Origin of the sequence: Streptomyces rhizosphaerihabitans (assembly GCF_025399795.1) — a bacterium.
Taxonomy (GTDB): domain Bacteria; phylum Actinomycetota; class Actinomycetes; order Streptomycetales; family Streptomycetaceae; genus Streptomyces; species Streptomyces rhizosphaerihabitans.
Genome location: NZ_JAODTZ010000071.1, coordinates 1 through 12,312 on the forward strand (window position 1 = coordinate 1; position 12,312 = coordinate 12,312).

Annotated in this window: 10 protein-coding genes and 1 pseudogene; 4 read left to right on the forward strand and 7 right to left on the reverse strand. The window is 71.9% G+C overall.

What is annotated here, in order from left to right:
* Window positions 1–345: 345 nt before the first annotated feature.
* Together N4G66_RS40535 and N4G66_RS40540 are read right to left on the reverse strand one after the other, a co-directional pair.
* Window positions 346–1,149, reverse strand: coding sequence for an SDR family oxidoreductase (locus N4G66_RS40535; protein ID WP_261709347.1), 804 nt, complete (start codon window positions 1,147–1,149; stop codon window positions 346–348).
* A 130-nt stretch (window positions 1,150–1,279) separates the two neighbouring features.
* Window positions 1,280–2,290: a Gfo/Idh/MocA family protein gene (locus tag N4G66_RS40540; RefSeq protein ID WP_261709320.1), complete on the reverse strand. Its 1,011-nt coding sequence runs from the start codon at window positions 2,288–2,290 to the stop codon at window positions 1,280–1,282.
* Between the two features lie 80 nt (window positions 2,291–2,370).
* Between N4G66_RS40540 and N4G66_RS40545 the strand changes: the two genes are divergently transcribed.
* The 3 genes from N4G66_RS40545 to N4G66_RS40555 all read left to right on the forward strand — a co-directional run bounded on the left by N4G66_RS40545 (window position 2,371) and on the right by N4G66_RS40555 (window position 6,203).
* The gene (locus N4G66_RS40545) at window positions 2,371–3,771 is read left to right on the forward strand and encodes a multidrug effflux MFS transporter (protein WP_261709321.1); all 1,401 of its coding nucleotides are present in this window, start codon (window positions 2,371–2,373) and stop codon (window positions 3,769–3,771) included.
* Entirely contained in the window at window positions 3,717–4,898 is a 1,182-nt protein-coding gene (locus N4G66_RS40550; protein WP_261709322.1) for a serine hydrolase domain-containing protein, read from the forward strand. The genes N4G66_RS40545 and N4G66_RS40550 overlap by 55 nt, the downstream gene beginning before the upstream one ends.
* Window positions 4,899–5,207: 309 nt before the next feature.
* Window positions 5,208–6,203, forward strand: a complete 996-nt coding sequence (locus tag N4G66_RS40555; protein WP_261709323.1) for a small ribosomal subunit Rsm22 family protein — start codon at window positions 5,208–5,210, stop codon at window positions 6,201–6,203.
* Between the two features lie 180 nt (window positions 6,204–6,383).
* Here N4G66_RS40555 and N4G66_RS40560 read toward each other — a convergent pair.
* A pseudogene (locus N4G66_RS40560) lies at window positions 6,384–6,512 on the reverse strand (amidinotransferase); the annotation flags it as partial.
* Between the two features lie 521 nt (window positions 6,513–7,033).
* Between N4G66_RS40560 and N4G66_RS40565 the strand changes: the two are divergent.
* A complete protein-coding gene (locus N4G66_RS40565; protein WP_261709324.1) occupies window positions 7,034–7,768 on the forward strand; it encodes a bifunctional DNA primase/polymerase in 735 nt (244 codons plus the stop codon).
* A gap of 171 nt (window positions 7,769–7,939) precedes the next feature.
* On the opposite strand, the gene N4G66_RS40570 is transcribed toward N4G66_RS40565, so the two are convergent.
* The 4 genes from N4G66_RS40570 to efeO are packed head-to-tail and all read right to left on the reverse strand — an operon-like array spanning window position 7,940 to window position 12,311.
* Complete coding sequence (locus N4G66_RS40570; protein ID WP_261709325.1) at window positions 7,940–8,983, reverse strand: hypothetical protein; 1,044 nt, start codon at window positions 8,981–8,983, stop codon at window positions 7,940–7,942.
* The gene (gene efeU, locus N4G66_RS40575; protein ID WP_261709326.1) at window positions 8,940–9,815 is read right to left on the reverse strand and encodes an iron uptake transporter permease EfeU; all 876 of its coding nucleotides are present in this window, start codon (window positions 9,813–9,815) and stop codon (window positions 8,940–8,942) included. Before efeU ends, N4G66_RS40570 begins: the two co-directional genes overlap by 44 nt.
* Window positions 9,816–9,817: 2 nt before the next feature.
* Window positions 9,818–11,164 carry an iron uptake transporter deferrochelatase/peroxidase subunit gene (gene efeB / locus N4G66_RS40580; RefSeq protein ID WP_261709327.1) on the reverse strand — a complete coding sequence of 449 codons (1,347 nt, stop codon included), beginning with the start codon at window positions 11,162–11,164 and terminating at the stop codon, window positions 9,818–9,820.
* A gap of 10 nt (window positions 11,165–11,174) precedes the next feature.
* Window positions 11,175–12,311, reverse strand: a complete 1,137-nt coding sequence (efeO, locus tag N4G66_RS40585) for an iron uptake system protein EfeO (RefSeq protein WP_261709328.1) — start codon at window positions 12,309–12,311, stop codon at window positions 11,175–11,177.
* Window position 12,312: the final 1 nt, after the last annotated feature.

The following is a 12,312-nucleotide window of genomic DNA, read 5'->3' on the forward strand; positions in this document are numbered from 1 at the left end:
CGCAACCGCAGGCGCCGGTCCGCCGAGGAGCCGGCCGAGGCGGCCGAGGCGGAGGGCCACCGTCGGCACCGATGACGGGACAGTCGCTCCGCGGTCCGGTGCACACCTCGCGATCCCCCGCGAGGTCCGCCCCCTCCCGGGCCGCGGAGCGACTGCCACCTCCCCCCTCGGTGTGGACCGTGGTCGTACCGAAGTCTGATGCTTCAACTGTGAAGCTCTGATGGGGGAGATGCTGAGCATAAGCGCACTAACGGCTTATATGGTCCGGAGATTCAGCTTCCGTTTGTGTGGGTTGAGCCATTGACCAGTTCGTGGTGAACCGTGGACGCTCGCCATACGTATGTGTCAGCCGCGTCCGACGTAGGGCATGGCCGTCGCCAGGACCGTCGCGAACTGCACGTTCGCCTCCAATGGCAGCTCGGCCATGTGCCGTACGGTGCGCGCCACGTCGGCCACGTCCATCACCGGTTCGACCGCCAGTTCGCCGTTCGCCTGGAGCGTCCCGGTCCGCATCCGCTCGGTCATGTCGGTGGCCGCGTTGCCGATGTCGATCTGCCCGCAGGCGATCCGGTACGGACGTCCGTCCAGGGACAGGGACTTGGTCAGGCCCGTCAGCGCGTGCTTGGTCGCGGTGTACGCGATCGACTGCGGGCGGGGTGTGTGCGCCGAGACCGAGCCGTTGTTGATGATCCGGCCGCCCTGCGGGTCCTGCTCCTTCATCTGCCGGTACGCCGCCTGCGCGCACAGGAACGCGCCGTTCAGATTGGTGTCGACGACATGCCGCCAGGCGTCGTACGGCAGTTCTTCGAGCGGCACACCGCCAGGACCGAACGTCCCGGCGTTGTTGAACAGCAGGTCGAGGCGCCCGAAGCGGTCGTGCGCGGCGGCGAAGAGGGCGGCCACCTCGTCGGGACGTGACACGTCCGTCCGTACGGCGATCGAGGGTCCCCCGGGTACGAGGGCCGCTGTCTCCTCCAGCGTCTCGGCCCGGCGTCCGGCGAGCGCCACCGACCAGCCGATGCGCAGTAGTTCGGCGGCCACCGCGCGGCCGATGCCGGAGCCCGCCCCGGTCACCACCGCGATCTTCGTGTCCAGGGGATCCGGGGGATCCGGGGGATCCAGGGGGGGCGGGGAGTGCGGGGGATTCATGGCGTTCATGCGCCCGCAGCGTAGGGGAGGGGGACCGGCGAGTCGGGCATCCGGACGTGAAGGCCCGGCTCCGGACGCCAGTGGTCCCTCAACGGCGGCCGGAACCAGGGGGATTGAACCGGCCGACGTCCTACGCGTTCGCTTCGCCGGGGTAGCGGACGCCGACGCGGTCCCGGATCGTGTCGAGTGTGCGCATCACCGCGAGGGTGCCGTCGAGCGGGACGAGCGGGGACTCGCTCTCACCGGCGCGCAGGGCCCGCATCACCTCGGCGGCCTCGTGCTTGAGGCTGTTGCGGGGGCCCGAGGCGGGGTCGGCGCGGAAGATCTCCGGCTCGCGGCCGTCGCGGTGCAGGACGAAGTGGTCCGGGAAGAAGAAGCCGTCCGGGATGTCGATGCGGCCCGCGGAGCCGGTGACGGAGGCGGCGACGGGCGTGCCACCGTTGATGGAGCAGTGCACCGAAGCCAGAGCGCCGCTCTCCCAGGAGAGCAGTGCACCCGTCTGGAGATCGACGCCCTCGTCGGAGAGCACCGCTCTCGCGACGATGTCCGAGGGCTCCCCGAGCAGCAGCTGCGCGAACGACACCGGGTAGACACCGAGGTCGAGCAGCGCACCGCCGCCCTGCGCCGGGTCCCGCAGCCGGTGCGAGGGCGGGAACGGCCCCGCGAGACCGAAGTCGGCCTGCACCGTGCGCACTTCACCGATCGCACCGTCGTCGACGAGCGCCTTCAGCCGCCCGACCAGCGGATTGCAGTACATCCACATGGCCTCCATCAGGAAGCGGTCGTGCCGCCGGGCGAGCGCGACCAGTTCCTCGGCCTCCCGCGCGTTCAGCGTGAACGCCTTCTCGCACAGCACATGACGCCCCGCCTCCAGACACATCCCGGCGGCCACCCGGTGGGCCGAGTGCGGCGTGGCGACGTACACGATGTCGACGTCCTGGTCCGCGGCGAGCGAGGCCCAGTCCCCGTACGCCCGCGGGATACCGAACCGTTCCGCGAACGCCTTCGCCGAGGAGTCCGTCCGTGAGGCGACGGCCACCACCTCGGCGTCCGGCATGTCGACCAGGTCCGCCGTGAACGCCGCGGCGATCCCGCCGGTCGCAAGAATTCCCCACCGCACGCGTTCGCGCTCGCCCGTCATGCCCGCCCCTTGATCCGTGACCCCGAACACGCTGTTCGAACTGAGAGCATAGGGGGCGCGACTTTCGAAGAGGGGGGCACATGCCCGAGCGTGGCCGCATCACGCGGGACCAGGAAGGCCCGCGAGGGCACATACCGAACGCGGCGGCCGCCGACACCACGGCGGCGGTCGCCGAGGCCGCCGAACCGGCGTCCGGCGCCGCGCCACGACCGCAGGCCGGCGCCGCGCCACGACCCGCCACCGGCCCCGGCGCCCCGGGCCGCACCGGACTCCTCGTCACCCTCGTCCTCGGCGGGCTCACCGCCACACCCCCGCTCGCGATGGACATGTACCTCCCCTCGCTGCCGGAGGTCACCGGATCGCTGCACGCCCCCGCCGCCACCGTGCAGCTCACGCTCACCGCGTGCCTCGCGGGCATGGCGCTCGGGCAGCTCGTCGTCGGGCCGATGAGCGACCGGTGGGGCCGCAGACGCCCGCTGCTCGCCGGCCTCGCCGTCTACGTCGTCGCCACCGTGCTGTGCGCCCTCGCACCCGGCATCGGCCTGCTCGTCGCCTTCCGCCTCGTCCAGGGTCTCGCGGGCGCGGCCGGGATCGTGATCGCCCGCGCCATCGTCCGCGACCTCTACGACGGCGTGGCGATGGCCCGCTTCTTCTCCACCCTCATGCTGATCTCCGGCGTCGCCCCGGTCGTCGCGCCGCTCATCGGCGGACAGATCCTGCGCGTCACCGACTGGCGGGGCGTGTTCGTGGTCCTCACCGCCGTCGGCATCGCGCTGACGGCGGTCGTCTGGGCCAAACTGCCCGAGACCCTCCAGCCGGCGGACCGGCACGGCGGCGGCGTCGGCGAGGCGCTGCGCGCCATGCGCGGACTGCTCGCCGACCGCGTCTTCGCCGGATACATGCTCGCGGGCGGCTTCACCTTCGCGGCCCTCTTCGCCTACATATCCGCGTCCCCGTTCGTGATTCAGGACCTCTACGGCGCCTCCCCGCAGACCTTCAGCCTGCTCTTCGGCGTGAACTCCGTCGGCCTGGTGATCGCCGGGCAGATCAACGGCAAGCTGCTGGTCGGCCGGGTCGCCCTCGAGAAGGTCCTAGCCGTCGGCCTCGCGCTCGTCGCCCTCGCCGCGACCGCGCTGCTGCTCATGTCCACCGGTCTCCTCGGCCCGGTCGGGCTCGCACCGGTGGCCGCCGCGCTGTTCGTGCTGATGTCCGCCATGGGCCTCGCCCTGCCCAACACCCAGGCGCTCGCCCTCATGCGGGTGCGGCACGCGGCCGGTTCCGCCTCCGCGCTGCTCGGCACCACCTCCTTCCTCATCGGCGCGGTCGCCTCACCGCTCGTCGGCATCGCCGGAGAGCACACCGCCGTCCCGATGGCAGTCGTCCAACTGGCCGCGGCACTGGTAGCCGTCGCCTGCTTCGTGGGACTGTGCCGTCCCCGGCGGACGGGACCCACTTCGAACGAAAAGGCGGCGGAGAGCTGAGCGCACCAAGACTGCGGACCGGCACACCCGAACGGGCCGGTCTCGACGCCGGTGAACTGCGTCAGCTCGTCCAGGAGGTCCGCGCCCTCACCCGGGGGGCCGACCCCTGGGCGGCGGGCGTCGTGGTGGTCGCGGGGCGGGGCCCGGTCATCGCCGTCGAGGAGGCGGCGGGCTGGGCGGTGCGCTACGCGGCCCACGACGAGGACAAGGACACCGGGGTCGAGCTGCCGTCGGAAGCCCGTGTGCCGATGACCGTGCACACGCCCTTCGACCTGGCCTCCCTCACCAAGCTGTTCACGGCGGTCGCCGCGGTGCAGCAGCTGGAGCGCGGCACGCTGGGCATCGAGGCGCGCGTCGGCGCGTACCTGCCGGAGTTCCGCGCGGCCCGCGAGCACGGCATCACCGTACGGCAGCTGCTCACCCACACCTCCGGGCTGCGCCCCGAACTCCCGCTGTACGACTGCCCGGACGACAAGGCCCGGCTGGCGCTGCTGCGGGCGGAGGCCCCCTCGTCCGAACCGGGCGAGTACCGGTACTCCGACATCAACCTGATCCTCCTGCAGTACGTGCTGGAACGCGTCACCGGCCGGGGGCTCGACGTCCTCGTCCGGGACGGCATCACCCGCCCGCTCGGGATGAACGCCACCGCCTTCGGGCCCTGCCCCGGCGCGGCGGCCACGGAGGACCAGCGGCGGCCGTGGGCCAAGGCGGACCGGGGCATGCTGCGGGGCGTGGTGCACGACGAGAACGCCTGGGCGCTCGGCGGGGTCGCCGGTCACGCCGGTCTCTTCTCCACCGGGCGCGATCTGGCCGTGTTCTGCCGCACCCTGCTCGCGGGCGGTTCGTACGGTCCCGCCCGCATCCTCGGCCCCGACTTCGTCGAACTCCTCCTCACCCCGCCCGGACTCGGATTCGCCCTCGACCAGCCCTGGTTCATGGGCACCCTCGCGGGCCACGGCGCGGCCGGCCACACCGGGTTCACCGGCACGTCCCTGGTCCTGGACCCGGCGACGGACACGTTCCTGGTGCTGCTCGCCAACACGGTCCACCCCCGCCGCCGCCCGGCGGACAACGCGCCCCGGGCGACAGCGGCCACCCGGCTCCGGCGGTCGGTGCGGGGCACCTGAGCGATCGTTCCGCCCGGTGCGGGCGGAGCGATCGCCTGCCGGGGCGCGGCGGTGCGGGGCGTCCTGAGCGATCACCCGCCCGATGCCGGCGGGTTGCGGCGTCCGAGCGACCGCCCGGCAGGTATGGGCGGGGCATCTGACGGATCGCCTGCCGGGGCGCGGGCGGTGCGGGGCGCCTGAGGGTCGCCGGGCGGGTACGGGCGGGTCGGGGCACTTGGGGGATCGCCTGCCGGGGCGCGGGCGGGCCGGGGCATGCGAGAGGTCACCCGGCGGGCGCGGGTGGTGCGGGGCACCTGAGAGAATCGGGCCGTGAACGCCCCCGTGCCCCCCGCCGACACCCTGCGCAGCGCCCTCGCCGGGCTCCTCGACGGTCTCCCGCCGAAGGCCGCCGCGCAGGCGGTCGAGCGGCTGATCGTGAACTACCGGGGGGCCACCCCGACCCACGCGCCGATCCTTCGGGACCGCTCGGACGTGGTCGCGTACGCCGCGTACCGGATGCCCGCGACGTTCGAGGCGGTGTGCTCCGCGCTGGAGGCGTTCGCGGACGCGGTGCCCGGCTGGGCGCCGGGGAGCCATGTGGACGTCGGCGGCGGCACCGGCGCGGCCACCTGGGCGGTGAACGCGACCTGGGAGGGCACCCGCCCTGTGACCGTGCTCGACTGGGCCGAGCCCGCCCTCGCGCTCGGCCGGGAGATCGCCGCGGCCAACCCGGAACTGAAGGATGCCGCGTGGCAGCGCTCTCGTATCGGAGCGGCGCTCACCATCGAGAGCACTGATCTCCTCACCGTCTCCTACGTCCTCGGCGAGCTCACCGAAGCCGACCGCGCCTCGGTCGTGGACACCGCCGCGAGCGCCGCCCAGGCCGTCGTGATCATCGAGCCCGGCACCCCCGACGGCTACACCCGGGTCCTCGCCGCCCGCGAGCGCCTGATCGGCGCCGGCTTCCACGTCGCCGCTCCCTGCCCGCACAGCGCGGCCTGCCCCATCGTCCCCGGCCAGGACTGGTGCCACTTCTCCGCGCGGGTCGCCCGTTCCTCGCTGCACCGCCAGGTCAAGGGCGGTTCCCTGCCCTACGAGGACGAGAAGTTCAGCTACGTCGCTGCGACCCGCTTCCTGCCGGACCCGGCGCCCTCCCGCATCGTGCGCAAGCCGCAGATCCGCAAGGGACAGGTCCTGCTCGACCTGTGCGAGCCGGACGAGACACTGCGCCGGGAGACGGTGACCAAGCGCCACGGACCGCTGTACAAGGCGGCCCGCGACGTGGAGTGGGGCGATGCCTGGCCGCCGCCCGGGGACACCTTCTAGGTCATCCCCGGGTCACCCCGGGCTCCCGGGCAGGCCTCGGAACTCCTCGGTGCAGCACTTCACGCTTCCGCTGCTTTGAGGAGTCCGCCGAGATCGACGCCGACCGTGTCCAGGTGGTATCGACGCCCTCGTCTGCCCGAGGGCAGGCGATTCCGGTCCGTACTGCTTCGCAGTACCACCGGTGAGTTCCTCGACCGCGTGACCGAGGGCGAGCGGGACGTCGACCGGTTTGGCGGGGTCCATCCATGGATTGATCGCGTACGTGACGTCGAAGTGCACCGGTGGGCAGATGAGGTGACGCCGGGGCATGGCACGGCGGAGAGGGCGCAAGGAAAGCTCCTTACGCAACCGCAGGGCAGTTGATGCTCATGGTGCGGCGTCCGGAGCCCCGGGCCGGGAGCCGAACGGGTCGTGTCCACCGGACCCGGCCCCCGGGGCGTCACCGGGCGCCCCGGGGCCGGGTCCGGGGCGCCCGCGCCACCGGACGCATACGTCCTGGCTGCGTGCGCCGCAGGTCCCGTGCGGCGCACGCCGGGACGTCGCCCCCGGTCTCCCCGGAGCTGCTCGTCTCCCCGCCCGGCCGGCGCCGGCTCCAGCGCACGGCCCCGATCTTGTACGACCGCACAGACACGCTCGTCGACTACGCCCTGCGCGGTCCCGCTCCCCGCCGAGGGGCGAAGAAATACCCTCACATCATGCAATAACGCCTGATCAGGGCCTGGCGAACGCATCGCCCCACCTACCCCGGTTGTCGGCTCCGGCCACCCGGGGCGCAGGATGGTGGGACCATGGGGCAAGGACGAGTGCACTACGGCGAGGCGAGGGGATAGATGAGCGCAGAGTTCGGCCGCCGCTCCGGCACGCAGGGCAGGATCTCGAAGTGGCTGCGCGGACGCCGGCCCAAAGCCCCTGCGGAGACATCCGCCGGCGGGCGTGAGGCCCTGCTGCTCGCCGCCGCCGCCGCGGGGCTGCCGCTCGCGCAGGCCGCGTACCCCTCCGGCTACCGCTGTTCCTGTGACCGCGTCGGCTGCCCCACCCCGGCGCGCCACCCCGTCTCCTTCGCCTGGCAGACGCAGTCGACGACCGACCGCGCGCAGATCGAGCGCTGGGCCCGGCACCAGCCGAAGGCGAACTTCATCACCGCGACCGGCATGGTGCACGACGTCCTGGACGTCCCGCTGGACGCCGGACGCGAGGCGCTGGAGCGGATACTGTCCGCCGACATCGAGGTCGGACCCGTCGCGGAGACAGGCGACGGACGCATGCTCTTCTTCACCCTCACCCGCGGTACGCCCGAGGACGAGGACGAGTGGTGGCCCTGTGAGCTGGACTGCCACCCCGAGACGATGGACGAGCACCCCGGCTTCCGCTGGCACTGCCGCGGTTCGTACGTCCTCGTGCCGCCGGCCCAGCTGCCCGGTGGCCTGAGCGTCGACTGGGTGCGCGGACCCGAGCATCCCTTGCCGGACCCGCTCACCCTCCTGGAGATCCTGACCGACGAATGCGCCCGCTATGCCGGGGAGAACGGCGCGGACCAGCTCGCCGCCTGGCCCCACCGGGGCTGAGAACCCGCCCGACCGGCGGTTCTGGAAGGTCGCACCGCGCTTGCCGAGTGAGCGGTTGCCGGATGCAACGGACGCACACGCGGGGTGCGCGGACGTGCCGGGTGGGTGCGCCGGGTGTGCGGACGTGCCGGGTGGGTGCGCCGGGTGCGGGTGCGCGGGGGCGCCGCCGTACTACTCGCCCTCGGCCCCTGTCAGCCCCTCGATCCGTCCGAGGACGGACACCTGTCCTTCGCCCGAACCCTTCAGCGGGTCCAGGACGACCTGGTTGGAGACGAACTCCAGGGTCAGGGACTGCTTGATCTCGCCGGTCGTCAAGGCCCGCACGTCCGCGCCGGGGGAGGGGATCTCGGTGCCCGCGGCGGCGGTCTCCTTCTCGTAGCGGTGCGTGGCGAAGAACACCAGCGCCCCGCCGTCCGCGGTGCGCAGACCCACCGGCGCGTAGTCGCCCGAGACCAGCGGCTGGTCGATGTACTGCCTGGCGAGGCCGGGCTTGCTGGCGAACTTCTCGCGCTGGGCCCGCCACTGCGAGGTGTGGACGCCCGAGGCGAAGGCGTCGCCGCCGGTCTTCAGATAGGTCGCGTACGACCGGCCGAGCTTCACCGGCTCGATCGCGAGCGCCGCGTCGTCGGCCGTGACCGGCTGCGCCCAGCCGCCCTCGTCCTTCGCGAACTTCGGTACGTCACCGGCCCCGAGGACCGTCAGATACGAGGCCTGCCACAGTTCGTCGGCGCTGCCCCGGGTGAAGACGAGCAGCCAACGGCTGCCCGGCACGCCCTTGTTGGCCGTCGTGTTCGCCACGAACCAGCGCGGCCAGCCCGCCTTCGCGGGGATCGAGAACTCGGCGTCGGCGAACTCCAGCGCCGAATGCGCGGGATTCCCGGCCGGGTTGTTCTTGCGCCCGGCCTTCAGCCTGGCGCCGTCGATGTCCGCGAGCGGACCGGCCACCCGGTCCGCGTCGTCGGAACGGTCGTACGTAGCGTCCGCCTTGTTGTAGGCGACGGTGAAGTCCTTGAGCGCGCGGGCGGCTTCGGCGCGGGTCGCCGCCGGGACGACCTCTCGCTCGCCGTGCACCACCACGCAGCCGCTCGCCGCCGAGGACAGGACGGTCACCGTCGCCGTCGCCAGGGCGAAACGACCGAGGGCGGAACGGCCCAGAGCGAAACGGCCGAGACTACGAGGCCTTCGTGGGCTGCGACCCGTGCGATCCCTGCTCATCAGGTGCCTTCACCTTCCCCTTCCCGGAGGCGAACCCTACCGGGGCGAGGAAGATCGTGAGCGTCGGGACCAAGTACAGCGCCCACACCGTGACCTGAAGGACGGTCGGGTCGGGCTGGAAGTTGAAGACGCCCTTCAGCAGGGTGCCGTACCAGCTCGTCGGGTCGATCGTGTTGCTGATGTCGAAGGCGAGGTTCGTCAGGCCCGGGACGAAGTCGGCTTCCTGCAGGTCGTGGATGCCGTACGCGAGCACGCCCGCGGCGACGACGACCAGCATGCCGCCGGTCCAGGTGAAGAACTTGGCGAGGTTGATCTTCAGCGCGCCACGGTAGAAGAGCCAGCCGAGGAGGACCGCGGTGGCCAGGCCCAGCGCCACGCCGATCAGCGGGCGGGGCGTGCCGTCACTGGCCGCGTGCACCGACGCCCACACGAACAGGGCCGTCTCCAGACCCTCCCGGCCGACCGCCAGGAACGCGGTCGCGACCAGCGCGCCCGTTCCCATGGCGAGGGCCGCGTCCAGCCTGCCGTGCAGCTCGGACTTCAGGTGCCGGGCCGTGCGGCGCATCCAGAAGACCATCCACGTCACCAGGCCCACGGCGAGGACCGACAGCGAACCGCCGAGCCCCTCCTGCGCCTGGAACGTCATCTCCTGGGAGCCGAATTCGAGGGCGCAGCCGAAACCGAGCGCCACGGCGATCGCGACGCCGATGCCGATCCAGATCGGCTTCAGGGCGTCCCTGCGCTCCGTCTTCACCAGGTAGGCGATGAGGATGCAGACGACGAGGCTGGCTTCGAGGCCCTCGCGGAGACCGATCAGATAGTTGCTGAACACGGCTATGCCTCCTTGGAGAACAGCGTCCGGCCCCACCAGTCGTCCTTGTCCCGGACGCCGGGCGGGACGGCGAAGACCGCCGAACTCACGTGCTGGATGTACTCGTTGAGCGCGTCGGAGCGCGACAGGCTGCGCTGCACGGGGATGAAGCCCTTGCGCACGTCACGCTGGTACGCGAGGAAGAACAAGCCCGCTTCGAGGCGGCCGAGACCGTCCGTGCCGTCCGTGAAGGAGTAGCCGCGGCGCAGGATGGTCACGCCGTGGTTGGAGTCGGGGTGCGCGAGCCGGACGTGCGCGTCGGGCTTCATCGCCTTCAGGAACGGCTTGTCGTGCTCCTTGGCCTTGCCGGCCGGGGCGCCCTCGCCCTTGTCGCGGCCGAAGACGTCCTCCTGCTCCTGCAGCGAAGTGCGGTCCCACGTCTCGATGTTCATCCGGATGCGCCGGGCGACGAGGTAGGAACCGCCCGTCATCCAGGACGAGTTCGCGCTGCCGTCCTTCCCGTCGACCCAGACGAACTTGTCCAGCCGCGCGGTCTCGGTGCCCGCGATGTTGCGGGTGCCGTCCTTGAAGCCCATCAGGTTGCGCGGGGTCTGCGCGTCCGGGGTCGTCGACGACGTCTTGCCGAAGCCGAGCTGCGACCAGCGGATGGCGACCTTGCCGAAGCCGATACGGGCCAGGTTGCGGATGGCGTGCACCGCCACCTGCGGGTCGTCCGCGCAGGCCTGGATGCACAGGTCGCCGTTGCTGCGGGCCTTGTCCAGGTTGTCGCCCGAGAACTCCGGCAGGTCGACGAGCGCCTCCGGCCGGCGGTCCGCCAGACCGAACTTCTCGAACAGCGACGGACCGAAGCCGATCGTCAGCGTCAGCCGGGAGGGCTTGAGCCCCAGCGCCTCACCGGTGTCGTCCGGCGGCGCCTCGGCCAGACCGCCGTACGCGCCCTCACCGACCGTGTGTCCGGCGGTCATCCGGGCGGCGGCCTGCGTCCAGTCCTTGAGGAGCTGGACGAACTCGGCGCGGTCGTCCGTCTTCACGTCGAACGCGGCGAAGTGCAGCCGGTCCTGCACCGCTGTCGCGATGCCCGCCTGATGCGCGCCGTGGAAGGCGACAGCGGCGCCGGTGTCGGCGGCGGCCGGATCGACGTCGTTGCCGGTACGGGTCATCGCGACGGCGCCGCCGGCCGCGGCGGCACCGAGCGCGAGCCCGGCACCGCCCCAGCCGATCAGCGAACGCCGGGTCGGCGCGGAGCCGTTGCGGGTGGACCCGGTGGCCTGCGCGGCGCCGGTGCCCTCAGCAGTGTCCGCGCTGACCTGGGTGTCCGTGCTGTCCGTGCTGTTCGAGTTGTCCGTCATGGCGTTGCTCCTACTTCACGACGGCGGCGGCGAGCTTGGAAAGGGGCTCGGCGAGCGCGTTGACCGCGTCCGAGAGCTCCTTGCGGTCGGCCTTGCCGACCTTGTCGTACGACACGAAGCCGTCCGAGGTCTTGTCCGTGCGGTACTTGTCGAGCAGCTTGTCCAGCGCGGCGAACTGCTTGTCGAGTTCCGCCGCCAGCGCCGCGTCGTTCTCCGAGGCGACCGGCTTGAGCAGCTCGTACGCCTTCTGCGCGCCGTCGACGTTGCCCTTGAAGTCACTGAGGTCGGTGTGCGAGTAGCGGTCCTCCTCGCCGGTGACCTTGCCGGTGGCGACCTCGTCGAGCAGCTCCTTGGCGCCGTTGGCCATGGAGGTCGGGGTGATCTCGGCCTTGCCGATGCGCTTCTGCCAGTCGGTCAGGTCGGTGACGAGCTGGTCGGCGAGGGTCTTCTGCTCAGTGCCGATCTTCTTGTCCTGCCAGAGGGCCTTCTCCAGCGCGTGCCAGCCGGTCCACTTCTGGCCCTTCTCCAGGCCGTCGGCGCGGGTGTCGGTCTTGGGGTCGATGTCACCGAACGACTCGGCGATCGGCTCGGTGCTCTCCCAGCCGACACGCGAGGGGGCGTAGGCCTTCTTGGCGGCCTCGAGGTCGCCGGCCTTGACGGCGTCGGCGAACGTCTTCACCTTCGGGATCGTGGCGTCGGCCTCGCCCTGAGCCCACGCGCGGTAGTCGGCGACGGCCTTGTCGAGGCGCGGGTCGCGCTTGGCGACCTTGCCGCCGGTCACGGTGAGCTTCTGGCGGATGCCGTGGCCCTTCATCCCCGGACGGCAGGCGATCTCGTACGAACCGGCCTTCACCTCGGCGGTCAGCGTGTACTTGGTGCCGGGACCGATGTTCTCCTTCTCGGAGACGATCCGGTCGTCGGGGAAGACGATCTCGACCTCGGTGGCCTTGGACCCCTTGTTCTCGATCTTCAGCGTGACGTGGCCGGACGGCACGGTCTTCGTGGAGGTGTCGCACGTGGAGTCCGCGGCCGTCACCTGAATCGCGTCGCCGTTCTTCGCGTCGCTCTTCTGGGTGCAACCCGTGACAGCGGCCAGAGCGGCCGCGGTGGCGGCAGCGGTGACAACGGAGAGTCGGACGGCTCGCATG